This is a genomic window from Aquirufa nivalisilvae, from assembly GCF_004307455.1.
GTDB lineage: Bacteria > Bacteroidota > Bacteroidia > Cytophagales > Spirosomataceae > Aquirufa > Aquirufa nivalisilvae.
The window spans coordinates 34830-60671 of record NZ_SEWX01000003.1 but is presented as its reverse complement, the minus strand read 5'-3'; the positions used below and the strand labels follow the sequence as shown (position 1 = coordinate 60671).

Sequence of the window (25842 nt, the reverse complement as noted above, 5' to 3'; positions counted from 1 at the left end):
CTGCCCTGACTGGTTTTCATAGGTTAGAGGTTTATTATAAAATCTTTTCGGTATCTGTTACAAATACACGAGTACTAATGGTATAATTTCCGCCAGAGGCGTCTTTGTATTTCAAATCCAAATAAAAGGCCTGGTATCCTTTCTTAGGATAAGCTTGAGTCAATTTCAAATTAGGCAAGTTCTCCAATTTTACACGAGAACTAAGCCAAAGGTTATTTCTAAAATCACGGTCCATCGAAGTCGTTTCCCACAAAGTGGCATCAACCAAATCTTGCGTAGCTACTTGTACCTTTAATTCAGCTCCCTCCTTTATCGAATTAGCATTCCAAGTACATACAGGATATTCTCTTCCTTGAATGGTATTGGCAAAAAATCCACTTAAAGCTTCAAATGCTTGTTTACCTCCAGCTAAATCATGACCTGCATTCGCTACATAATGAATCATATTTTTACCTGGAATTTGATCGTAATAGTGCTTGATTGCATCTACTGTCCAATACTCATCATTGGTTCCAATGAATAAAGTCTTAGGCACCTTTAATTTGGCACGATATGAAAAAGGATCTACTAAGGCGGTTAATGTCTTCCCATCTGGAGTATCTTTCCCTTGTGGGATACCCAAACTCACATAATCTTGTATTTGTATACTATATTCTCCGTAGGTTTTAAACTGATAATCCAATGTGGCTGGCATGTTCAACATATCGATTACCATGGGCCCTATAGCCTTCACCCGAGGATCATCAATAGCACCAGTCAGCCAGGTAGTCCAGCCTCTTTTAGAAAAGCCAGAAATCACAAATCCTCCAACCTTAGCTTTAATTCGCTTTTGACTAAACTCCTGTACGGCATCCATCCCTCTAACCGCTGATTTAACCATAGGAAATAACAATGGCCAAGTATAATCTTTGGTTTCTTTGAATTGATGTAAGGTATAGGAAATCAACTCGTCTTCTGTCTTATCTCCGTAAAGCGGTTGATTAGGAACTTGTCTGATTAGAGAAACTATTGCTTTATTTTTATCAGAAATATTGGCTAAAATTGGCCAAAGACGCTCATCCGCAACTAAATTAGGTTGTTCATTTTTATTTGATCCACCAGAAATAAACAACATGGCATCTTGAAATTTAATTTCCTTAGGAACGAAAATTGTCAATTGATGACGCCACGTATATTCTCTCCATTTTTGTGAAGTTAAAATCAACTGGTAGGCCGTAGTTGAACCAATTTTAGAAGAATCTCTTACTTCCCAACGATAAGATGCGTCCCCATTATGAATGTAGGAAGTTAAAGCCGTTTCTGGGGTAACTTTCGATTTTTGAGCTATAATAGCACTACTAAATAGAACAATTAGTAAGCTAGATGTTAGCAAAAAAGAGCGCATAAATTTCATGTCGTGTATATTGGTTGAACACGACACAAAATAATAGCATAAATCAACGGAATAAGTTAATTAAACTTTCCAAAAAGTAAACTATTCTAGCAAATTCCGACAATCTTAAGCATTTTTTCTGCCAATATTGACTAAATATCCAAAAATAGCTGCTGTAAAGAACATCAAAAGACTATAAATAACTGGAGGAATACTCATGGTACTATTACCAATAACCGTAAGCGCAATGAAGATGGCTAAAGTCCCATTATGAATTCCTATCTCCATCCCAATAGCAATGGCTTGTTTTTTGCCCAATTGAAAAAACAAGGGCACGAAATAACCAATAGCCATACTCGCCACATTCAAAGTCAAAGTTGCTAATCCTACCACTTTAAAGTCATCTACAATATGGCTTTTCTCTTTTAATAAAGTTAAAATGATCACTAGCGTTAAAAAAATGGCTGAAGCTATTTTCACGGGTTTATCTAGAGCTGCCGCTAATTTGGAAAACTTGGACCGAACAATCATCCCAATAGAAACAGGTAAAAGCACAATCATGACCACTTCCAAAACTTTAGAAAATTGTAATGGCACATATTGATCCGACTGCATGAATTGCTTCATGGCAAAATTCACGATGATTGTAATGGAAAATATGGAAATTAAGCTATTCAAAGCCGTTAATGTGACATTCAATGCCACATCACCTTTGGAAATATGAGAATATAAGTTGGCAGTAGGACCACCTGGTGAAGCTGATAATAACATTAATCCAACAGCTAATTCGGGTGAAAGCCCAAAACCTAAGGCAATAAAATAACAGATTACAGGCAGTAAGATCATTTGACAAAACAATCCCAGTACAACGGCTTTAGGGAAAGTAACAACCCGTTTAAAATCTTCCAATTGTAAGGAAAGGCCCAGCCCCATCATGATGATGGATAAGGCAAGAGGAAGTAGAACAGCTGATAAAAAATTAGCTTGCATATTTGATTAGGTTTAGAATAATTGTACTAATGTAATAAAAATTTGCATTCGATTGATTTCTAATAAAAGAAAGGGCGTTCAGGTATTCCAAAAATTTTACCTTCCCTTCATCTGGCTTTGATATTAATCAGTAATATTGCGCTTTCAAAAACCTATTCAACAACATGAAAAAAATCGTTTCGTTCTTCTTCCTTTTATTATTCACCCTCGTATTTAGTTCAGTCTCGGCACAAATCATACGTGGACCTTATTTACAAAGTGTTAGCCCTAATCAAGGTATCATTCGCTGGCGAACTGAGCAAGCAACAGATAGTCGCGTTATTTATGGCGAAAGCCCTAAGAAGCTAACTAAAGTAGTTGAACTAAAGCATGCAGTAGTAGACCACGAAGTCATTATTTCGGATTTAAAACCGAACAAAAAATATTATTATACCATTGGTGATCATAAAACCATGGAAGCGGCTTCAGAAAAAAGATACATTTTGACTGCACCTAAATTGGGTTCTACGCAGGCCGTACGTATTTGGGCATTAGGCGATTTTGGCTCTGGTTCAAAAAACCAATTAGAGGTTAAAGATGCGATCGTAAAATATACCAAAGACCACCGACCGGACGCTTGGATTTGGTTAGGAGATAATGCCTATAGTAAAGGCTTAGATGAGGAATACCAAAAGAAAGTTTTTCCTATCTATCAAGATGAATTTTTCCAAAATTTAAACTTATACCCTGCTCCGGGTAACCATGATTATGCTGGTAAGCACGATCCATCAGAGCCTCCTTATTTCAAGATATTCAGCATGCCTGTTCAAGGTGAATTAGGTGGTACCCCTTCAGGAAATGAGTCATACTATTCGGTCAATTATGGCCAAGTTCACTTAGTATCAATCGATTCTGAATTAATGGAGCCTTCAGGCCTACAAGTAATGGATGGAAAAGGAGCTCAATATGAGTGGTTAGAAAAAGATTTGGCAGCCAATAAATTACCTTGGACCATCGTATATTTTCATAAACCTCCTTATTCCAAAGGCTCACATGATTCTGATACGGAAAAAGACATGGTGAAAATGAGACAAAATGTAAACCCATTGTTTGAAAAATATAAAGTAGATATTGTAATGGCTGGGCATAGCCATGTGTATGAACGTACCCATCCTTTGAGAGGACATTATGGCATCAATGCTACTTTTGACGAAACAAAGCATATTGTTGAAAATACGACCGCTCCGAATCAGTATGCAGTAGGAAAAGATGGCCAAGGAGTTATTTATATTGTCAATGGATCAGGTGGCCAGCTAGGTGGACAAAGAGATGGATATCCTTTAAAGTCGGCCATTTACTCAAACAATAAGATAGGTGGATCCATGATTTTGGATATCACCAAGACCAAATTAGAAGCTGTTTGGCTAGGCTCTGATGGTGAAATTCATGATCAATTTTCGATCACAAAAAAATAAATGAGAATTAGGCTATTTTTGATGCACTTAACACATGAGAAATAGCCTATTTTTTCCCTTTATTTTTCAGTAAATATTAGCACAAAATTCCTTTCATAGTTAATCCAAATACCTGATAATACCGCATGGGTATTGATCAATAAATGATATATTTGGATAAACTAAGCCATTATGAAAGAAAACCAAGACCGTAGATCCTTCCTGAAAAATACAGGATTAATAGCCGCAGCCTCTGCATTTCCATACATTTGGACCAATTCAGAAAAGCATTCTTCCTTTATCCCGACCAAAAAAGCGGGTGATAAAGTTAATTTAGCCTGTATCGGGATTGGAAACCAAGGGGGTTCTGATGTCATGTCATTTCATAAAACAGGTTTGGCCAATTTTGTTGCATTTTGTGATGTCGACATGGGAGCTCCTCAAACCTTGGAGGTTCTTCAAAAATTTCCTGATGTTCCTAGATTTCAGGACTTCCGTACTATGTTCGACAAAATGGGCAACCAAATTGATGCCGTAGCCATTGGAGTACCTGATCATGCTCACTTTGCCATTACCATGATGGCCCTAGGTCTAGGGAAACATGTGTATGTTGAGAAACCGATGGCTAGAACTTTCAACGAAGTTGAGTTGATGATGAAAGCGGCGAAAAAGCATTCCAAATTGGTAACACAAATGGGTAACCAAGGTCACTCAGAAGCTAATTACTTTCAATTTAAGGCCTACAAAGATGCTGGAATCATCAAGGATGTAACGGCTATTACGGCTCATATGAATTCCGCTCGTCGCTGGCATGGATGGAATACCCAAATCAAGAGCTTCCCACCTGCTGAAGCTATACCAAGTAGCTTAGATTGGGATATTTGGATGGGTGTAACGCAGCCACATGATTACAATAAGGATTTTGTTAATGGTCAATGGCGCTGCTGGTTTGATTACGGATTAGGAGCTCTGGGCGACTGGGGAGCACATATTATTGATACGGCTCACCAATTTTTAGACTTAGGCTTACCTACAGAAATAAATATGTTGAGAGCCGATGGTCATAATCCGTATTTCTATCCGCAATCATCCACGATATTATTTAAGTTTCCAGAAAGAGGCAATATGCCTCCAGTAGATATCACTTGGTATGATGGTATCAACAATATTCCTCCTGTCCCTCAAGGATATGGTGTCACGGAATTGGACCCAAATATCCCGCCAGCAAGTAATGGAAAAATACAACCTGCTAAATTGAATCCGGGTAAAATCATTTATTCCAAAGACTTAACATTCAAAGGTGGATCCCATGGAAGTACTTTATCCATTATCCCACCAGAACAAGCCAAGGATATGGCATCTAAATTACCTGAAGTACCGAAAAGTCCTTCGAACCATTATGCCAATTTCTTAAAAGCCTGCATGGGACAAGAGGAAACTCGTTCTCCATTTGCCATTGCTGGTCCTTTAAGTCAAGTATTCTCCTTAGGTTGTATGGCACAGAAATTAAATACCAAATTGATTTTTGATCCAAAAACCAAACAGATTACCAACAATGCATTGGCCAATTCCTTATTAAAAGGCGCCGCTCCAAGAAAAGGTTGGGAGCAGTATTATAAGGTTTAGCATCCTATATGAAGAATGTAGAATGAAGAATGGAGAATTAAGTTCAAAATAGAATTAATATATCTTCCTGTTCCTCAAAATCTGATAAACTGTAGCATATTCCTTTAAAAGAAAATTCTACATTCTTCATTCTACATTCCCCATTCTCAACCTCTATTTATATATATTTTCCAAATAAAGCACCTCTCCCTTCTCGTCAAAATCAATTAGATTATACCAAATGATTAGCGGAGCAACTTTATTGACTTTGATCCATTTGGAAGGAATATTATAATATGGGCCATCAATCTTTAAGGTATCCATCGCGCGGGAATTAGGTCCTAAAAGTAATTTCCCATATCGGATTGGGTCTTCCAAGCGGATACAACCATGGCTGTAAAATCGCTTGTTAGAAGCAAATAACTTCTTCTCTGAAGTGTCATGTAAGTATAAGCGATAAGGATTATCAAATGGGATTTTCAATATCCCTAAGGTATTCCAAACACCCGTTTTTTGTCGGAATGAATATGGAAAATAATCTTTACTTAAGGCTTTCCAATTGACCGTTTTGGCATCCACTATCTGATTTTTTTTATCCAAAAGGTCTAAATGACTCGCATAAAAATACCTTAGGTTCTTTTGAATTTCTGGCAATAATTCTTCCGTTGCAATACTGCGAGGTACAAACCAATTGGGATTGATAATCAGGTTTTTAATTTGAGCGGTTAAAACACGTGTGGGCCTGGCTGGTCTGCCCAATACCACTTTCATTTTTAAGGCAACTTGATTCCCTTGATACACTTTCAATTGAGCCGCAGGAATATTCACCACAGTCAATAATAGATTTTTCCTAATATGATGTAACCACCGATAATGGTTGGCCGATAAAGTCAATTGAGCTATTTTGGCTGGATTCGAAGCTAAACTATCTTGATTGGATGAAAGTACCGCCAAAATGGATTTAACTTCCGGAGATGAATTGTTTAGATAATTAACTAAATTTACAATTGACTGTTTCTTTAAATACGAATCCAGCATTAGACCGACTTCATTTTTCCTCAATTCAAATGGGTAACCTTGGAATTTAAATGTTGGCCTTGGATTTCCAAAGCTCAAATCTTCAAAAAAGGAAGTTGCCAAATTTTGAATTTGCTTTTCTAGCACCAAAGAATCATTACTAGACTTAGATTTTGCTGGTGTTAGAAGCAAAGAATCAAGAAAACCATGAGGATAAAAATTGCTTTTTAAGGCTAAGCTAGGTGCCTGATGCAATAGGCTGTCCAAACTTTTGATAGCATGAGGCCTACTCAGCCAACGATACTCTATTTGAGCTTTAAGCCCAGACGACAATAAGATGAATATCCAAAATAAACAAAATCGAGTTCGATATAAGCGCATACATGAGCGTCATTACTCCATAACAACCTTCCAATATACGCGTTTCTAAGCTAGAAATTACCTTTAATGGGCAAATGAGTAAACTCCTTTTTATCCAATGGATCATTTCTACAAAATCCCATGAAGTTTTATATACTGCAAAAGCATCATGGTTTTGGCGTCTTTAATCTCCCCAGACTGTACCATTTCCATTGCTTGGTGAATAGGTATTTCTAGTACTTCGATGTTTTCTTGTTCATGTTCCACGCCTCCACCATCACTCACCTTCATGGATTTGGAATAAGCCGCAATAAAGAAATATAAGATTTCTGTGACAGAGCCTGGCGACATATAAGCTTCAAATACTTTTTGTACTTCAGTAATTTTGTAGCCTGTTTCCTCCTCTGTTTCCCGACGAATACAATCCTCCGGATTATCCTGATCCAATAATCCTGCACAGGCTTCTATCATCATACCGTCTGGATTTCCATTAACATAAGTAGGCAAACGAAATTGTCGAGTCAAAATAACCGTCCCCGCTTCTTTATTATACAATAAAATGGTCGCTCCATTCCCGCGATCATAAGCTTCCCGACTATGCACTTGAACCGTTCCATTGGGCTGCGTAAACTCATAGGTTATTTTTCGTAGTACATACCAATTATCTGAAAGGACCTCGGATTTTATAATTTGAATATTTGCCATGTTTTGATTCATTCTTAAAAAGCTTGTAAGTAAGCTTTTTCAAAGGAGAAATCATCTGATATGAATGAAAATGTGACAAATGGAAAATCAGGTGGACTAAACAGATAAAACTACGTGAACATACCACTCTTTGATGGGTCTAATATACCAAGTTAAGCACACCAGAAAAGCTAAAAGGATCCAAATAAAGGCTTGGGAAATGGGAGAAAAAGCGAGAAGGCCCATTAAAATATAGACTTTGGCATATTCTAAATAAAACACCCAGGCCTTTTTTTCTAACATGGCTCCCGTGCTAATAACATTAATTAAAACCCAAAAAGAGAGAAAAACCAATTGGCCAATCGTAAAATATTGCTCCAATAAAATGGTAAAAAATAAGATTAGCATGGTTAAACCTGTAGTCCACAAAATATAATTCTGCAGTTTGAGATTCAATTCTCCCTTGCTTTGGTGAATATGAAATAACATTTCGCCTTCTTCTCTAAGTTGGGGATCTAGGTCATCAGGCTTCCCAAAAATAATTTTCCAACGTTCCTTCCCATTAGTAGCAGAAATAAATGCTAAGGCCATTTCCAGCAAAAAATGAAAGTGTTGCCATAAAAAACTATGACTTTTTAGAGGCTTAGTCAATCCATAAACTGGCGGCTCTGTTTCTTCTGCGAACGTACCAAACAGTCGATCCCAAATGATCAATATATCCCCGAAATTTTTGTCTAAATAAATGTCATTGCTACTATGGTGAACCCGATGATGTGAAGGTGTAACCATAAACCATTCTAAAAAACCCATCTTGCCTACCAAAGTAGTATGGGTAAAAAAAGGATAAGTCCCATGAATTAATAAAAAAGTAAATATCATGTGGGGAGGAAATCCAATCCAAGGTAAGATCGACCAAAATAAACCCCGGGCAATCGATTGCAATAAAGTAATCCGCGTGGAAGTAGTATAATTGAAATCTTCACTTTGATGATGAACTACATGAAAACCCCATAGCAGATTAACTTGGTGTCCACAGCGATGGTACCAATACCAAATAAAATCAGTTAGTAGAAATAGTAAATTCCAAGTAATGAAGTTTCCCCTAACATGAAAAATAGCACCGTGTTGATATATCCATTCGAAAACCCAATAAAATAAACCGGCCGTCAATAAATCTGTCAGCCTTTCAGCAATACCAACATTCAGATTGGCGATGGATTCAGCAAATTGATGGACAGATTTAGCCCTCTTTCTAGACCAAGCATATTCCAACAAAATAAAACCTAAAAATAAGGGTATAGCAAAGGCTAAATAATTGATCTGTATCATCTTGTCGTATATTTTAAAACATGATCAACAATCATTTGGCTAGCGCTCTAGCCGATTTTATCCATTTTTACTAGCTTCATATAATTCATACCAATCTTGATGGTCTAAATTGATTTTAAAGGAATCCACAATATTCCGAATTCGTTTTTCCTCTAAGGTACCTATTACGGGTAATGCTCCTAATTTTACAATCCAAGCTACAGCAATTGATTCAATATCAGCTTCATACTTTTTTGCAATTTCTTCTAATTTTAACCTGACACGTATAGCCGCAGGATCTGTTCCCAACTGGATTCTTCCGCCCGCCAAAGGAGAAACAGCCAAGGGTCTCATATACTTCTGTTTGACATAATCAATTGAACCATTAGCTAACGCACTAGTATCTAATAGATTAATATGCAAATGATTGGAAACAACCGGGCAAGACAAATATGCCTCTAAAAGCTGATGCTGGTACACAGTAAAATTCGATACCCCTATACTCTTGATTTTCCCCGCATTTTTCAATTTGTCTAAGGCCAATGCCGCCGATTCCAAATCGGCCAAGGGATCCAAGTAATCCAATAAAAAAACGTCTAAGTAATCTGTTTTTAGATTTCTTAAAGAATTTTCCACGGATTGAATGATGTGAGTAGAAGAAGTCTGAAAATGAGGTACCCGATATTCGGGTCTCGATGGATTCGGCACATTATACCCACATTTGGAGAACAAAACGATGTCAGATCGCTTAACAATTTTATGATGAATGAATTGTCCAAAAACCTCTTCGCAAGAATAATCGCCATATCGATCAGCATGATCAAAGGTATTAATACCTAGGTCTAGGCATAAACTAACGATTCGCTCCATTTGAGCGTGTTCACTCTTCCATCGCCAAAAACCATAAATAGCTGGTGAAACCTTGGGACCCGCATCACTTAAATATACTTTTTTCATTTGCTTGTCATGTTTAAAATAAAACCACCTCGTATAACAAGGCGGTTTTATAACCTTCAACCATTATTAAAAACTATGTTTCCTCCTTACAAAAGAGCTAATCTAGATAATCCCCATACAAGTCTAAAGAATAACCACTTCCTCATTCCGACCAATCTTTACCCCCTGCCAGTCAATACTGGCAGGAAGGGTAAATATGGAATTATAGAGAAACAGTAAAATTCCAACTCATGTAATAGTGTGGCGTTAAAAGGGCTTAGAAAATCCGTTGATTTTCTACGATAGGTATATCAACTTCTTTTTACCCTACAATCCCTACCTTTTTAGTAGATTATTATGCAAATGTATACTGAAAATTTTATTTTCAAAAAAAATGTTTGATTTTTTTGATTGCGCAGAATGCCTAATGGGAATAAAAAATACTTAGTCCCAACATACACCGATTGAAAATCGGCTATTTAATTGGCCAAATGACTCATGTCGCAAATGACCTAAGTGAAAATTAATTTGGCACTTGCGATAACAAGACCGATGGCCAAGAGGTAACGTAACGTAGGTACATTGAACTTCTGGCTCCCATAATAAGAGCCTAGTAGTCCTCCAATAATCGTAGCAGCTACCGACCATTGAAAATTATCTGTCACTTGAATTCCTCCCTTTTGGAGTTGCCCATATAGACCTGATAATGAATTAACAAAAATGAATAGAGCCGATACGGCTGCCGTTTGCTTTAAAGTGGCCCACCGCATTAATAACATCAATGGAGTCAATACGATCCCTCCCCCGATTCCAATCATACCTGATATCAATCCTATAGCTCCACCCGAAGCAAGTCCGGCTAAAGTAGAAATAGGTTTAGTTTCTTCTTGTTCTTGGCGAATTTGGAAGATTAATCGAAAAATGGATATCAATATACATATTGCCAAAATCTTCTTATAAATAGAATCCGAAAGTGTCATGGTTCCTCCCAAATATGCCAAGGGAACAGAAGCAATGGCAAAAGGCCAAAATAATTTAAACTTAAAATGTCCCGCTCGGTAGAATCCTATAAATGAAAATAAGGACACGGCTAAGTTCATCACTAAGGCTGAGGGTTTCATGATCGCTGGTGCCACACCCATCATAGCCATCACAGCCAAGTAACCACTTGCCCCGCCATGACCGACCGATGAATAAAGAAATGCGATTATTGCCAAGAATAGTAGTAAAACGACCAGTGAACTCATCATGACTTTGAATGAAACTTTTTGGGTGATAAAAGGCACAATTTGGACTTCAAAAATGCCTTATTTGGAACAATTTAGCATTTTTTAATGAAATTTAACAGCCTAACTTACGTTAATAGATAAATTTTAAAACCATATAAAACAATGAAATTCTCTAATCAACTCTCAGCACTTTTAATCATTTCTGCCTTGTTTGTTTCCTGTAAAAACGATGACCTTAGTAATGGTACAGGAAAGCTAGCCCTCAGCGTCACGGATGCCCCAATTGATGCCGCCAATGTCAAAGCCGTTTATGTAACCTTCACTGGATTAGAATACCAAAATAGCGGTGGTTCTTGGGAAACAGCCACGGATTTTACTAGTCCACAAGTGGTGAATATTCTAGATTTGCAAAACGGGAAAACATCCCTACTGGGTAATTATACCTTAAAATCTGGAAACTATACGGGATTACGCTTTAAATTAGATGCTCCAGCTAAGGGCACCAATAATCCAAGCAATCCTGGATGCTATGTCGAATTATTGACTGGTGAAAAAATGCCTCTATTTGTACCAAGTGGCGCATCGTCAGGCTATAAAGCAAACGGAAACTTTTCTGTACCAATCAATGGAGTGGTAGAAGTTACGGCCGACTTCGACTTGAGAAAATCCATTGTCGTAACAGGAAATGGAAGCACCTATATTTTAAATCCAACCATTAAAATCGCAGTAAACAATCAATCGGGAACGATCTCGGGATTAGTGAGTAATTTGGCTACTGATAAAAAATACGTGATTTATACGTATGAGAAAGACAAATATACTGCGAGTGAAAGTGCGGAACCAACAGGTGAAAATGTTCGTTTTGCCAATGCCATTTCTAGCACCAAAGTAAGTTCTACTGGTGCGTATACGTTAGCTTTTCTTGCTGCAGGCAGCTATGATTTAGTTGTAGTTTCTGAAAATGCCAATGGTGCAGTAGCCGTTGAAAAACAGATTAGTGCTATCGTAGTTCAAAGTCAGAAAACAACTTCCTTGAACATAGCACTGTAATTCAGAAGTTTAGATCAAAAAAAATCCCCGGAAAGACCGGGGATTTTTAAGCAATCATTTATCATTTTATTTGTAAGTCGATACTTTAACAGGCCCTAGCAAACCAGATTCTTCGGTTTGGCTATTGGGACGAATCAAAGGAAAAGAAGTAAAAGTAATCTTATTAGCACCTGGCTGGGCATCGCCCACTAAGCGGTTTACCCAAGAGTTTATTACTTTTATTTCAATCGTATTTTTACCCATTTTTAATGGAGAAGTTATATCTACTATAAATGGCTTTTTCCATAAAGTTGCCACTTTGTTGCCATTCACATATACTTCCGCTAAATTTTTCACATCACCTAAATCTAGCTTAATACTTTCACCACGAGCAATGCTCAACAATTCATACTTATTACTGTAGGTAGCGGCTCCAGAAAAATACTTAACGCCTTCATTTTCATGCTTATTCAATGATACCAAAGAATTCAATGTAATCTCAGCAGGAGCACTTCTGTCTTTTTGGAATTGAACTTTCCATGGCCCTTCTATTGCTTGAGTTTTCACCACTTGTGGCTTCGGATAGCTTACTTTTAATGCCGTAGCTTTTCCTTCAAATACAATGAAATAAGCATCCCAAGGAGTGAATTCTAAATTCAAGAGGGTTCTTCCTCCTTTGATTTCATAACCAACTCGAGTAACCTCGCCTGTCTCAGGATTCCAGATTGATGGAACTTTTCCGCTAACTCGGAAAGATACTTGTGCTGAATTGGGTTCATTTGAACGACTATTCAACCAGTAAATCTGCTTATCGGCCAAAGCCCGGTGAACATACAAAATCTCTGCTTTTTGATTCGATACCTGAACATCTTTTGACACCTTTAATAGTGCCAAAACTTCTTTCAAGTCCTTCCCAAAATACACATTAGGTAATTTTTTTAATTGTGCTAATTGACCCATAAACTCTTGTTCATTATCAACTAGGCTAGGCGTATATTCTGGCGCTTGTCCAGCCACGGGCACACCAGCTATAGCTAATTGCAAGATTCTATTTAATACCGACAAGGTCATTTGTTTCGCTGTAGGATCTAATACCAATACCGCATATTGACCGCCATTAGGATTCGTTAATTTCTTATTTTGCGAAGAAATGACGTTTTTCAAAGCTGTTGAATTCACAAAATCATACTCATAACCCACCGGGACATCGGGTAATGACTTGGTGAAATTGGAGGTAATGTTCGTATTCTCCCCATAGTAATAAAGGATATCTGCCACAAATTTACCTTGCTGCAACATATGGGAACTTCTTCCTAGATAATCCCCCCAAACACGAGCTTGATCTGCCCAAGTTTCCTGACGGGTAAACCATTGTCCGAATGGTCCTAAGGTGAATCCTGGGAACAAATTATCCAAGGGTTGATGCACCGAAGTATGGATAACAAATCGATTTAAGCCAGATGCCATTTCTACGTCGGCTGTTCTTTTTAAGGTCCCAGGATGAGGTTTAAAAGGATTACCAACGGTAGTCATCGACTCGGCAGCCACGATATTTTGACCATAAATATGGGCCACGGAAGCCGACTCACGAATATCTGCTCTACTTCTAATTTCTTCATCTGCACCAGGTACTAAAGCTCCAGGCTGCCACATTGCTGACATAGGTATATCTGCTTTCTTCTTCACATCCATACCATCCGCTAAAAAGATACGACCCGATTCATGAGATTCCGTATAGCGTTTCATTCCCCTTTGCGCCAAAATTTCCCCAATCAATTCATAATGATTTTCAACAATCATTTCTCCGATTGTCTTGCGAAAATCCCATAAAAACTTCTCACTGGATTTAAGATCTTGGACAATCTGGCCAACTAATACGGGTAACCAAGGCTTCATATCATAGCCGCGCTTAGCTTTAAATACATCGAACATGGCTGGTGTCCAGGTCATGTGACCCGCTTCATAACTATCCAAAACCATGTGCGTCAAGCCTTGCTTTCCCATCAAGTCATTTCCAGTAGCATCCTTGTATTGGTCTAAATAATTATTCAAATAACGACTTACCGCTTCTCGATCTATTTTATCCACTTCCAAACCTGTAGCTTCAGGAGATGCAGGGTGATTCTTTTTACCTGTCAATGAATAACCGAATCGATAAATGACCCAATCTCCCGCAGGTGCATTCCATGAAATGGAACCATCTGATTTCATTAGACTCGTCAAATCAATAACTTGATTCGTCTTAGGTCCAGCAGGGTTATAAGTAACTACCCCTGGCGTCTCTACCCAAGGCTGAAAACCTGCTTTTCCTTCAAACAAATGAACTTTAGGGCTTGTATGTACTACAAATTCTGAAACTTGAGTTCCCTTAGGGCTATTATCTTGACTCCCCCCAAACATTGCCATCATATTAGGAGCAGGAGGCAATATTTTATACACTAAGCGAACATATTTCGCTTTAACTGGATTGAACGACAAGGTAGTTTGGGCCGTAATCGTACCAGGTATAGCTACTATTTGCTTAAAATTAACTCCATCGGTACTGTATTGAAGAAATCTGTTTTCTGGACCGCCTCTAAAAACAGCTAATTCCCCATATCCTTCATTTGCAATGGTCACTGCGGCAATTTCTTGAACTTCTGGAAACTCGTATTGAATCCATGTTTCATCACCCACATTTTTAGGAGGTAACATGCTAAAATTATGCAAATCTCCATCGGTCAATTGTGCTAAGGTAAAAGTTCCTCCACTGCTCGTCAAGGTAGCATTCATGCTACTCATAGCTTTATCCTGTTGGGATAATGGATAGGCGATTACAGCAAAATCTTGGTAATATTCGGGCACTACGGGTGCTGGACCTGGAGCAGGGCCACCAAATCCACCTGCTTCCACAGGAGTATTTTGCATAGGGCCAGTTACGGAAGAAGGTGCAGGAATCTTACCTGTGAACACTTTTCCTCCACTAAGTCTTGTCTCTGACCATACATATTTTTTCATGGCATCGGAGGGCTTAACCCATGGCCCACCCGTTACACTCCAACCAGGAGAACCTGCAATAGCCATTTCTAAGTTCTTTTTCTTCGCTAAATCGGCGGTAAACTTAAAAGCATCTTTCCAGCCCGGGTTCATAAAACTTAGCTTATCTTTCACCACAACGGGTGTCATTAAGCTAGCATCAAAATTCTGAAAACCACCAATACCTGTCTTCTCCATCCACTCCAAATCCTTCTGAATACCTTCCTTGGTGATATTTCCATTCATCCAATGCCACCAAACTCGCGGTTTAGCTGTATTAGGTGGAGTTTGAAATTCTGCCTTCAAAGCATCTTGTGCATGGACACCTAAGCTTATCAATAAAGGAGTCAATAGGGCGAATAATTGTCTACGTGTAACCATGAATAATTCAGTTTTGTAAGGGCAAAATACCAAAGCATTTTGAACTAACTATCATTGTCCATCCTAGGGCAATCCCACTAAATCAATCATTTACTTTCAAAATGACAATCTACAGCCATAAATTGACCCAATAATTACAAAAAAGGGCCTACTACTTTTGAATACTAAATTCATCATGCACTTTTCCATCTGAGCCAATCCACTGCCCTACTAATTTCCTATCCTTAATATCTAATATCAATGAACCTCCCAGCGCCACCGTAGAAAAAGCGGATGATTTTAAGGGGAAACTAGGCTGACTTTTGCCCAACTGGCCACCTGATCCAGCCACAATGTAAATAGTTCCCTGTGAAGATTTATCCACGACATAGTGATTCGGCTTAATCTCCTTAGCCAACACATGTTTATTAGGATCAAAGCTATCATTCTGACCTACATGTCCTCGAATCGGCCAAGTTCTCTCATACGAATGACTATGTCCCGCTAAAACTAAATCCACATGATATCGGTCAAATATGGGTACAATTTGTTGCCGCACCTTAGTCATTTCCTCATCCGTATCTGTATCATGCGAACCTTTGGAATAAGGAGGTTCATGAAAATATACGATGGTCCATGGTAATTTATTCGCTGCTAAATCACGTTTGAGCCACTGCGCTTGTTGACCGGTGCTATCAATAATACTGGTTCCATCTGCTGATGTTTCTTCCGAATTAACCGATACAAAGTGTACATTTCCCATGTTGAAGGAATAATATGCTTCTGTACCTGATTTAAGCCCTCCAGCTTCTCCATTCATTGGCATGGTAAAGTTTTGATAATAGGCTAATTTCTTAGCATCGGGATTGTCTTTATAATCGTGATTGCCTGGATTTGGCCATAATTTAGTATTGGGAAAGAAATCTTCCTGATATACTTCAAACACATTTTTTTGATATTCAATATCCTTGCCACTCCCATAGGCATTATCTCCCAACCAAATCCATGCATCAATGGGTTTATCTTTAACAAAGTTTTTGACTGCATCTCGAACCATCAACTGATTTTTTGAACCTGTCCCAAAATCCCCTAAAGCCCAGACCCGAATCGCTTGATTACTCCCCGACTTAGGTAATGTTTTGACATATTGATTCGCTACGACTTGAGGGGTAGAAATGGAATAAAAATAAATTTGATTTGGACTTAAGCCTGTCAATTTCAATTCATGTTCCGTTGTCAAACGAGCATCATAAACAGATTTGGCATTTTTGGGTAACTCTTTGCCATAATAAACACGACTGTCCGTAGGTACATCTGTCCTCCATCGAATGACCCCTGAAGTGCTCGTAAAATTTTGCAAATATGGCCCTCGAATGATTTTGGGATTTTGGGCACATGCAGGAATAACTCCTAACATCCATAGGATAATGATACGTTTCATAGAATAGGTTTAAAAGAATATACCAAGGCTGTGAGCTTTGGTATATCAGTTTATAGATTATTTAATAAAATTACTGATTCGAGCCATTTATTCCACAATGGCTTGATGGATTAATTGGCGCATTTTGGTATGGTAATATATGGTATGGGGATCCTTTTGGGTTAGCATGATAGCAATTAATTTTTCTTTCGGGTTGATAAAAAAGTGCGTATTATTAGCTCCTGACCAAAAATACAATCCTTTATCCCCTAAAACTTGACTTCCCGTCACATTTTCTAAAACAGCAAATCCCAATCCAAAACCTTCTCCTTTACGGTCCGGAATTCGTTTTTCATACATATCCCCAACATGATTGGAAATCATAAGTTCCAAGGTCTTTCTACTAAGGAATTGTTTGCCTTTCCACTTACCCTCATTCAATAACATTTGACAAAACTCCATGTAATCTTTAGCCGTAGAAAATAGACTATGCGTTCCAAACCAAATGACATTACCTGAAGTTTTAGGTTGATTGGTGGTTAAAATCAAAGACCCATCTGGTGAATTCCGATGAACTTTAACCACTCTTGCTGCTTGTGCATCAGTCAAATTATAACCAGTATTAATCATCCCAAGCGGCTTAAACAGCCTTTCTTGTAAAAAATCAGCGGTGCTCATTCCAGAAAATTTTTCGATAAGGGCCGACAATACATCTGGACTTGCGCTGTAGTTCCATTGTTTTCCAGGTTGACCTACCAAAGGGATTTTGGTCGCCTTAATAACTAACTCTTGAATATTCTTGGGAAAAGGCATTCCATAATATTTCATTCTAAAATCTCGATCCAATGCCGTTGTCGCTAATCCGTGGGTCATGCCTGAGGTATGACTTAGAATTTGGGCAATGGTAATTTGACTAGCTAGCGAGTCTGTTTCTCCATTGGCACCTTGGTTCACATCTTTGGCTACCCGCATGTTTTTAAACTCAGGAATGTATTTAGATACAGGGTCGGTTAAAAGAAAATGCCCTTCTTCATACAACATCATAAAGGCCACGGTCATAATAGGCTTGGTCATGGATTGCATGTAAAAAAGATCATCTTGCTTCATGGGCACTTTATCCACTGCATTACTAAATCCCAGCGCACGGTACTCAATTACTTTTCCATCTTTCACAATCAAACTAACTGCTCCAGGGATTATGTGATCATCGATTTCCTTTTGCAAGAAAGCATCATAACGCTGCAAACGCTCCAATGACATTCCTGCTACTAATTTTTCGGAAGTTTGGGCAAAAATAGTTGTGCTAACTAAGAAGCAAAATCCAAAGTACAGTAGGTGTTTTTTTAGTTTCATCTTACAAAAAATTGATTTTTTGAAATTCAGTTTGAAGCTAAGCAATAAATAGAGAAAATTAATGACCATCGATGCTCAAATGATTTTAAGCACCTCCTGAGTTGACTCAAGAATTCTATACCATTTAAATATCATTGCTACGTACAAACACCTTTATCCTTTTGAAAAAAATAAAATAATATTTATACCAATTGGTATATTTTATTACATTTACATCACTTAGTAAACAAAGCATGTCAAAAGCAGCACGAACGAAGCAATTTATTATTGAAAAAACAGCCCCAATATTCAATACAAAAGGATATGCTGGAACTTCTATCAATGATTTAATATTTGCTACAGGCTTAACGAAGGGAAGTATTTATGGGAATTTTGACAATAAAGACGAAGTAGCTCTGGCTGCTTTTGATTATAATTTTATGCGAGTTAATCTCTACATAAAAAGTCAAATGGAAACTCAAAGCTCCGTGATTGGCAAATTATTAGTTTACCCCCAAACCTATCGAAACTTCCTTCAATTACCTTTCTTAGCTGCAGGCTGCCCCATTACAAATACTTCAACTGAAGCTGATGACACACATCCTCAGTTGAGAAGTAAGGCCACTGCTGCATTTTCCTATTGGAGAAAATCATTGGAATTTTTGATTAACAAAGGAATATCAACGGGTGAAATCAAAGCTGATCTTCCAGTACAAGAATTTATATCAGTACTGACCTCTTTAATTCAAGGGAGTTTTATGCAAACGAAAGTAACTGGTAACCTCAATGCTTTGTATGAATCAATGGATTTCTTAGAAAAAATGATCCGCAACCTAAAAGCATAAATAAAAATTTATCCAAAAATATACCAAATGGTATAAAAATTATCACCTTATGAATTATGTTCTTATTATCCATGAAGTTGCCGATTATTCATCATGGAAAAAGCAATTTGATCAAGCAGCCAACTTAAGAAAAGCGGCTGGAGAAATTTCGTTTCAAGTATTACAATTCCAGCATGAGCCAAATAAGGTTGTACATTTTTCACATTGGGATGATTTAGAAAAGGCCAAATCATTTTTCGACTCACCCGAAGTCCAGCAAATCAGATTGGATGCCGGAGTTAAAACTCCAGAGTTCAATTACCTCAACCTCATCGATTCCGGCATTCTCTAATTTTCATTTCTTTTGTCTCCAATTAACTGTAGAATATCATGGACCCTAACTATTTACCCAGTGTCATCAAGCAATTTGAATATTACAAAATGCTCGCTGAAAAGACCATGGAACAAGTCAGTGAAGCTGATCTATTTTGGCAATACAATACCGAGAGCAATAGTATGGCTATCATTATTCAACACCTGAGTGGAAATATGCTTTCTCGCTGGACCGACTTCTTGACTTCTGATGGAGAAAAGGAAGGACGAAATAGGGATAACGAATTTGATCATTCCATTCAGAATAAAGAACAACTCATGGCAAGCTGGGAAGCGGGTTGGGATTGTCTTTTTAGCACCTTGAAAATGCTCAAAGACGAGGACTTATCGAAAATCATATATATTAGAAATCAAGGTCATACAGTGACCGAAGCCATCAATCGTCAGCTAGCGCATTATCCTTACCACATTGGTCAAATCGTTTTTATAGGTAAAATGCGATGCGATGAAACTTGGAAATCATTATCCATTCCTAAAGGAAATTCAAGGCAGTATAATACCCAAAAATTTGCCGCAGAAAAGAGTCGAATTCACTTTACAGATGAATACATTCAGCCTAATGCATCAAATAATTATCAAATAGAAAATACGACAAGCAAGGACCTAAAAGTGATTCATTGGCTTTTTGAAGAAGCCATTCAGTACATTCAAAAAAACAACTATGTAGGATGGACTACCTACGACAAAGACTTTATTCAATGGGAGATTGATCATCAGCTCCAGTATAAAATCACTCAGGGGGATACCATCCTTTGCATTTTTAGTGTCTGTTATGCCGATGAGCTTATCTGGAGGGAAAGGGAAAAAGGAGATGCCATTTACCTTCATCGAATTGTGGTTAATCCTGCTTTTAAAGGTCAAAAACAGCTAGAGAAAGTCATTGATTGGGCCCAAAAGATGGCACAGGAAAAACAGTTGAGCTACATTCGAATGGATACTTGGGCTGCGAATAAAAACATCGTTGAATACTATAAAAAATTCGGTTTCAATCATATTGATGATTACACTACTTCCAATAGCCCCGATTTACCCAAACAACACCGCAACTTGCATGTTGCTTTACTTGAACTTGAGCTAAAAAATCAATGACCATGCAACAAGAAAAATGGTTTGAGAGACAATTCCAATTTGGAAATACTCAGCTAATATTCCCCGCAATACTAGAACGACTAAGTGGTACCTCGATTCGCCTAACAGATAAACTGATTGGAGTGTCTGAACATGTACTTATGCTGTCGGAAGGTAACACTTGGAGTATCAAAGAAAACATTGGCCACTTGATTGATTTGGAACCACTCTGGCAAGGTCGAATCGAGGATATTCTGAGCGGTCAGGCCGAATTAAGGTTGACCGATTTAAATAATACTCAAACACATTCAGCCAATCACAATGCCAAATCCATTGATGAATTACTAGGCTCTTTTAAAAAATGTCGATTGGAAACCATACAAATGTTACAAGCGTTACAACCCGAAAACTTGTTACAATCTGCCCTTCATCCTAGATTAAAAATACCCATGAACATGCAAGATCATTTACTATTTGTAGCAGATCATGACGACCACCATTTAGCTAGAATAAGCCAATTATTACACAAGACACCATAAAAACCATGAATATAAATCAAAAAACAAGAATTGCCGTAGCAGGAATAGGTGGTATTGGCGGATACATTGGAGGAATGTTAGCCCATCATTTTCAATATAGTGAGCATGTTGAAATCCTATTTATTTCAAGAGGAGAAAACCAAAAGGTCATTGATCAGCAGGGACTTACCCTGCATTCTGGCGATCAAACATTTGTTTGCATCCCAAGCGTCAATTCGAATGATCCTGCTATCATTGGTCAAATAGATGCCTTAGTTATTTGTACCAAAAGCTATTCAACTACTGCGATCCTAAAAGATTACGCTAGTTGTCTACGACCTAATGCTGTCATCATCACAACTCAAAATACCGTCAATGGCGAAGCCACGATAGCTGATTTTTTACCCCAAGGTATTACGCTGCTAGAAGGCTGTATTTTCATTGCTTCGAACATCCAACAAGCTGGTACCATTGTGCACAAACCTGGACCAACAAAATTGTTTTTTGGCACGAATAATCAAGCAAGTAAACAAGGAGAAGAGTTGGAAAAACTATTTAAAGAGGCTGGAATAGACACCACATTCACACAAAACATTCAAGAAATTCTTTGGAAAAAATTCCTATTTGTGTCGCCCATAGCCATGGTATCTGCATTAACCCAAAAGACTTTCTCCCAGATACTAGAAAATGAAAGTGACCTAAATCTATTCATTCAACTCACAACTGAATTGGTCCATTTAGCCCATGTCAAACAAATTCCTTTGGATGAAAATGCCATTAAAAACAATGTTGAATTGTTAGGAAAATTCAACCCTACAGTCAAGTCCTCCTTCCAACTTGATTTGGCGAAAGGGCATTTGTCAGAAATTGACTCCTTGCTTACCTATGTCATAAAAGAAGCTGAATCGCATGCATTGAAACTCCCTCATTATGAAAAGGTATATCAAGAACTACAAGAAAAATACCCCCATATAAAAGCCTAAATCAATCATAAACTTTTACTCACCTGATGGAAATCCTCCGAAATAGGTAAGCAAAATACCCTAAAAAATATTGCCATGACCAAGACACCAAGCAGTAGCTATATTATTCGATTTAATGATTGTGATTTATTGGGGCACTTAAATAATTCAAGATACCTTGATTATTTCATGAATGCTCGTGAAGATCATTTAAGGGACTTTTATCAGGTAGATTTGACTTCATACTTTAACCATGGCCTAGGTTGGGTAGTGGGAGGACATGAAATAGCCTATATCAAAGCCGCTTTATATAATGAAGTGGTTAGTATTCAATCAAGTCTTCTTTATGCTGATTCGGAGCTTCTATTTTTAGAAACCATCATGATGAATAAAAGTCAAAGTCATCTAAAAGCCATCATGCGAACAAAACTGGTCCCAATTAGTACACAAACTGGTAAAAAAAGCCAGCATCCTTCTGATTTCATGAATTGGGCAAAATCCATTGAAAATGAAGATATCAATCATGAAGAGAATTTGCAAGTACGATTGAAACACTTGCTCAGCACATTTAAGGCTAAAAGCAATCTAGCAACATAAATAATTCACTAAGTAAATGAAATCTCCAATTAAATGAATTTGGGAAATTTTGAATAAGGCAATAAAAAATTGAAGGAAACTTGATACTTTTATTTGTGGAACATCAAATATCAACAACTTATGAAGTCTTCTCTATTCTATTTCTTGGTATGCGCTATATTATGCCCCAGCTTAATTTTTGCACAATCTTCCCAACTGTATCCCAATGATTATTTGAGTCCTGAATTTCATGCCAGCAGAAGAGCGGCCTTGAAACAAAAAATTTCGGATAAGGGTATGGCTGTTTTTTTTGCTTCTCAAATTCGTGTGCGTAACAATGATATTACGTATCAATATGCACAAAGCAAAAACTTTTACTATTTGACAGGATTAGATGAACCTAATGCTGTTTTATTCCTCTTTAAAAACCCAGTTACCCTGTTAGGAAAAACAGGAACTGAATTTATTTTCCTCCAAAATAGAGATCCATTGAAAGAATTATGGACGGGTAAGATTTTGGGAGTTGAAGGATATATGGAAAAAAGTAAGATGGATAATGTCTTTACGAATGATAAATTGAATGCTTCTACCCTACCATTGGCCCAAATTGATTCCGTTTATTCTTTATACAGAAATGAAGGTATTTTTGGCAAATATGAGAGAAGAGAAGAGCCTTTAACCAAGATGGCTAATTTATTGGATAGTCTTGTAATAGCTCATAATAAACCAATTGCTCAAAGAAGCACCATGGGAATTATGAGTAAGTTAAGGGGAATCAAACAAGCAGAGGAAATTGCCTTAATTAAAAAAGCGGCTGAAATTAGTGCATTAGGTCACAATGATGTCATGCGTGCCATAAAACCTGGCATGAAAGAGTTTCAGGCTCAAGCCATAATGGAATACCACTTCAAAAACCAAGGCTCTGAATATACAGGATATCCGAGTATCAATGGAGCAGCAGGTAATGCATGTGTATTACATTATATCACCAATCAAAAAGTAATCCAATCGGGTGAATTATTGCTGAGTGACTGCGCGGCGGAATACCATGGATACAGTGCCGATGTCACCAGAACGGTTCCAGCCAACGGTAAATTCACTGAAGCTCAAAAGCAGATTTATGAAATTGTGCTTCAAGCCCAAGATGCAGGTATTGCTGCATGTAAAGCAGGTTTGCCTTTTTCTGGTGTGGATGCCGCCTCAAGGGCCGTCGTTAATGCTGGTTTAATCAAGTTGGGCATTGCTGCCAATGAAAAAGAAGCTAGAAAATATTTCCCTCATGGCACGTCACACCATTTGGGTTTGGATGTGCATGATATGGGACCAAGGGTCTTGGAAGCAGGCGTGGTATTAACCGTAGAACCCGGTATCTATATTCCAGCTGGAAGTAATTGTGATAAAAAATGGTGGGATATTGGGGTAAGAATTGAAGATGATATTTTAGTCACTCAGGATACACCGATCAACTTATCTGCGGGCTCCCCAAGAACCGTGGCTGAAATTGAAAAATTAGCCAAAGGAAAAAGTATTTTTAAATAAGCCAACATGGAAATTGTCAGCAAAGTACTCATTGGACTTGTGGCCTTGGAGCATATATACATCTTGTATTTAGAGATGTTTGCTTGGGAAACATTGGGCAAAAAAACATTCAAAGGTGCTTTGTCGCCTGAATTGTTTACACCGACCAAAGGACTTGCAGCGAATCAGGGTTTATACAATGGATTTTTAGCCGCGGGATTAATTTGGTCATTATGTATTTCTGATCCAGCTTGGTCGAAAAACGTGGCGCTGTTTTTCTTAGGTTGTGTATCAGTGGCTGGGCTTTTTGGAGCGCTTTATAGCAGAGGCATCTTTTTCAAACAAGCTTTACCCGCTTTGATTAGCTTAGTTTGTGCTTATATGTTTTTATAATTTCAAAAAACCTAGGTGTTTTAAACAGAAAAGGGGCATTTTGCCCCTTTTCTGTTTAAGTAATTCCATTATTCTTTGATCCGTTTAGCTTTCGCCTCAAACATCCCACTCAAAATATCACCTTTCAAATTATCCTCATCTACTTTGTTTAAGGTCATCGTGATATCCATACCTTGTGCTTGAAAAAATACAGAAATCTGATTTTCTTTTTCTTCCACACTGGCATTCATATCCGGGTTTTGTCCTTGTGGATCTTTCAATACCGCAGTCAATTTACCTTCTACACGCTTAATTTCACTGATCATTTTCGCATCTCCATTGGGAGTTCCTACTATAACCAATTCCCACTTGCCTGCAAAAAAATCAGGAGCTAGAGTCGATTTAGAAAAACTTTGAAAGCTTATCAAGAAAGCGATCATGGCAAACAACATACTTACTTTTTTCATGGTTGGATTATTTAGTTAAAACAATTATTTACAATGCTTTGTGGCTTCCTAAGAAATTAGACTTTATCCATTAGACCCCATCCTATAGCTGATTACCAGGGAATTATGCCTGAATTATTTCTAATTTGTGCCCAAATATAGAAACAATTTTTATATTGTCTATTTTTTAGACAATAATTTATTATTTTTGTTACTAGAACGTATAAACCTATGTCTGAAAACTATAAAGGATTAAGTACCCAAGACTACATTGCTCAATTATCCATCGACTGCGTCATATTCGGATATCAAAACGAGACCTTAAAAGTCTTGGTCCCCAAATTGAATTTCCAAGGTGATTTCTGGGGCTTACCCAGTGGGTTTATTTATCAGCATGAAGATGTAGATCAAGCAGCCAAAAGGATATTAGAAGACAGAACTCAAATAAAAGATATCTATTTGGAGCAATTCTATGTTTTCGGTAATGCCAACAGAAACAATGCTGAATTCATGGGTTCCCTCCTGGCACAAAACCCTCAGTTGCAAGGCTCCCAAGAAGAATACGATTGGTTTGTACGTCGATTTGTATCCATAGGTTATTATGCCTTGGTGGACATCAAAAAGGTAAAGCCACAAACTACCTACATTGATGAAAAGATGGAATGGGTAGATATCAATCAGCTTCCCAATTTAATTTTAGACGGAAAGGATATTATAGCGAAAGCCCTTCAGGCACTACGCGCCAACTTTGATGATCATTTGGTCGGGTATAATCTCTTACCTGAGACTTTCACGATGAAAGAACTTCAAAACCTGTATGAAACGATTTTTGATAAACCCTTTCGGAGAAATAATTTCCAAAAAATGATGTTGGATTTAAACATACTCGACCGTTTAGAAAAACAATTTACTGGCGCTGCCAACAAAGCTCCTTATTTGTATAAATTCAAAGAAATTTGATGTATTCCAGCTATTTTACTGGTTTTCAAGACTGCTATTACCGTTAAATAACCCTTTCGGCCTTTGTATTTTAATCCTTAGCCAACTTACCTTAATATCAATAAGGATAGTCCTT

The 25842-nt window shown here is 37.7% G+C and carries 23 protein-coding genes; 12 read left to right on the top strand and 11 right to left on the bottom strand.

The features are described 5' to 3' along the window. Window positions 1–34: 34 nt before the first annotated feature. The gene (locus EWU22_RS05500) at window positions 35–1384 is read right to left on the bottom strand and encodes a PhoPQ-activated pathogenicity-related family protein (protein ID WP_231962753.1); all 1350 of its coding nucleotides are present in this window, start codon (window positions 1382–1384) and stop codon (window positions 35–37) included. Between the two features lie 114 nt (window positions 1385–1498). Further along, window positions 1499–2362 (bottom strand): bile acid:sodium symporter family protein, encoded by an 864-nt coding sequence (locus EWU22_RS05495; protein ID WP_130924737.1) that lies wholly within the window; start codon window positions 2360–2362, stop codon window positions 1499–1501. A gap of 164 nt (window positions 2363–2526) precedes the next feature. On the opposite strand from EWU22_RS05495, the gene EWU22_RS05490 reads away from it, so the two are divergent. Together EWU22_RS05490 and EWU22_RS05485 are read left to right on the top strand one after the other, a co-directional pair. Next, the gene (locus EWU22_RS05490; RefSeq protein WP_130924736.1) at window positions 2527–3816 is read left to right on the top strand and encodes a purple acid phosphatase family protein; all 1290 of its coding nucleotides are present in this window, start codon (window positions 2527–2529) and stop codon (window positions 3814–3816) included. Window positions 3817–3987: 171 nt separating this feature from the next. Continuing rightward, window positions 3988–5421, top strand: coding sequence for a Gfo/Idh/MocA family oxidoreductase (locus tag EWU22_RS05485; protein ID WP_130924735.1), 1434 nt, complete (start codon window positions 3988–3990; stop codon window positions 5419–5421). Window positions 5422–5574: 153 nt separating this feature from the next. On the opposite strand, the gene EWU22_RS05480 is transcribed toward EWU22_RS05485, so the two are convergent. The 5 genes from EWU22_RS05480 to EWU22_RS05460 all read right to left on the bottom strand — a co-directional run bounded on the left by EWU22_RS05480 (window position 5575) and on the right by EWU22_RS05460 (window position 10955). Next, a complete protein-coding gene (locus tag EWU22_RS05480; RefSeq protein WP_130924734.1) occupies window positions 5575–6798 on the bottom strand; it encodes a L,D-transpeptidase family protein in 1224 nt (407 codons plus the stop codon). A 108-nt stretch (window positions 6799–6906) separates the two neighbouring features. Next, window positions 6907–7482, bottom strand: a complete 576-nt coding sequence (gene nudK / locus EWU22_RS05475; protein ID WP_130924733.1) for a GDP-mannose pyrophosphatase NudK — start codon at window positions 7480–7482, stop codon at window positions 6907–6909. 96 nt (window positions 7483–7578) lie between these two features. After that, window positions 7579–8790 (bottom strand): sterol desaturase family protein, encoded by a 1212-nt coding sequence (locus tag EWU22_RS05470; protein WP_231962745.1) that lies wholly within the window; start codon window positions 8788–8790, stop codon window positions 7579–7581. 57 nt (window positions 8791–8847) lie between these two features. Next, on the bottom strand, window positions 8848–9726 hold the full coding sequence (locus EWU22_RS05465; RefSeq protein WP_109322341.1) for an aldo/keto reductase: 879 nt from the start codon (window positions 9724–9726) through the stop codon (window positions 8848–8850). Between the two features lie 491 nt (window positions 9727–10217). Next, window positions 10218–10955 carry a sulfite exporter TauE/SafE family protein gene (locus EWU22_RS05460; protein ID WP_130924732.1) on the bottom strand — a complete coding sequence of 246 codons (738 nt, stop codon included), beginning with the start codon at window positions 10953–10955 and terminating at the stop codon, window positions 10218–10220. Window positions 10956–11096: 141 nt separating this feature from the next. On the opposite strand from EWU22_RS05460, the gene EWU22_RS05455 reads away from it, so the two are divergent. Then, a complete protein-coding gene (locus EWU22_RS05455; protein ID WP_130924731.1) occupies window positions 11097–11984 on the top strand; it encodes a DUF4382 domain-containing protein in 888 nt (295 codons plus the stop codon). 66 nt (window positions 11985–12050) lie between these two features. On the opposite strand, the gene EWU22_RS05450 is transcribed toward EWU22_RS05455, so the two are convergent. The 3 genes from EWU22_RS05450 to EWU22_RS05440 form a co-directional block, all read right to left on the bottom strand. Continuing rightward, window positions 12051–15359, bottom strand: a complete 3309-nt coding sequence (locus EWU22_RS05450) for a glycosyl hydrolase (protein ID WP_130924730.1) — start codon at window positions 15357–15359, stop codon at window positions 12051–12053. A gap of 151 nt (window positions 15360–15510) precedes the next feature. Continuing rightward, window positions 15511–16779: a purple acid phosphatase family protein gene (locus EWU22_RS05445; protein WP_130924729.1), complete on the bottom strand. Its 1269-nt coding sequence runs from the start codon at window positions 16777–16779 to the stop codon at window positions 15511–15513. An 87-nt stretch (window positions 16780–16866) separates the two neighbouring features. Next, on the bottom strand, window positions 16867–18111 hold the full coding sequence (locus EWU22_RS05440; protein ID WP_161566797.1) for a serine hydrolase domain-containing protein: 1245 nt from the start codon (window positions 18109–18111) through the stop codon (window positions 16867–16869). 233 nt (window positions 18112–18344) lie between these two features. Between EWU22_RS05440 and EWU22_RS05435 the strand changes: the two genes are divergently transcribed. From EWU22_RS05435 to EWU22_RS05400, 8 genes are all read left to right on the top strand, one after another. Continuing rightward, entirely contained in the window at window positions 18345–18935 is a 591-nt protein-coding gene (locus EWU22_RS05435; protein WP_130924727.1) for a TetR/AcrR family transcriptional regulator, read from the top strand. 49 nt (window positions 18936–18984) lie between these two features. Beyond that, entirely contained in the window at window positions 18985–19266 is a 282-nt protein-coding gene (locus tag EWU22_RS05430) for an antibiotic biosynthesis monooxygenase (protein ID WP_130924726.1), read from the top strand. A gap of 38 nt (window positions 19267–19304) precedes the next feature. Continuing rightward, window positions 19305–20396, top strand: coding sequence for a GNAT family N-acetyltransferase (locus EWU22_RS13580; RefSeq protein ID WP_317127097.1), 1092 nt, complete (start codon window positions 19305–19307; stop codon window positions 20394–20396). Window positions 20397–20398: 2 nt separating this feature from the next. Continuing rightward, entirely contained in the window at window positions 20399–20914 is a 516-nt protein-coding gene (locus tag EWU22_RS05420) for a DinB family protein (RefSeq protein WP_130924725.1), read from the top strand. Window positions 20915–20919: 5 nt separating this feature from the next. Further along, window positions 20920–21876, top strand: coding sequence for a ketopantoate reductase family protein (locus EWU22_RS05415; RefSeq protein WP_130924724.1), 957 nt, complete (start codon window positions 20920–20922; stop codon window positions 21874–21876). Window positions 21877–21951: 75 nt separating this feature from the next. Further along, window positions 21952–22452: an acyl-CoA thioesterase gene (locus EWU22_RS05410; protein WP_130924723.1), complete on the top strand. Its 501-nt coding sequence runs from the start codon at window positions 21952–21954 to the stop codon at window positions 22450–22452. Between the two features lie 120 nt (window positions 22453–22572). Beyond that, window positions 22573–23970, top strand: coding sequence for an aminopeptidase P family protein (locus EWU22_RS05405; RefSeq protein WP_130924722.1), 1398 nt, complete (start codon window positions 22573–22575; stop codon window positions 23968–23970). Window positions 23971–23976: 6 nt separating this feature from the next. Beyond that, window positions 23977–24342 carry a DUF1304 domain-containing protein gene (locus tag EWU22_RS05400; RefSeq protein WP_130924721.1) on the top strand — a complete coding sequence of 122 codons (366 nt, stop codon included), beginning with the start codon at window positions 23977–23979 and terminating at the stop codon, window positions 24340–24342. Window positions 24343–24410: 68 nt separating this feature from the next. Here the strand turns inward: EWU22_RS05400 and EWU22_RS05395 are convergent, their stop codons facing one another. After that, entirely contained in the window at window positions 24411–24788 is a 378-nt protein-coding gene (locus tag EWU22_RS05395) for a hypothetical protein (RefSeq protein ID WP_130924720.1), read from the bottom strand. Window positions 24789–24998: 210 nt separating this feature from the next. On the opposite strand from EWU22_RS05395, the gene EWU22_RS05390 reads away from it, so the two are divergent. Beyond that, window positions 24999–25727, top strand: a complete 729-nt coding sequence (locus tag EWU22_RS05390) for an NUDIX hydrolase (protein WP_130924719.1) — start codon at window positions 24999–25001, stop codon at window positions 25725–25727. Window positions 25728–25842 lie beyond the last annotated feature (115 nt).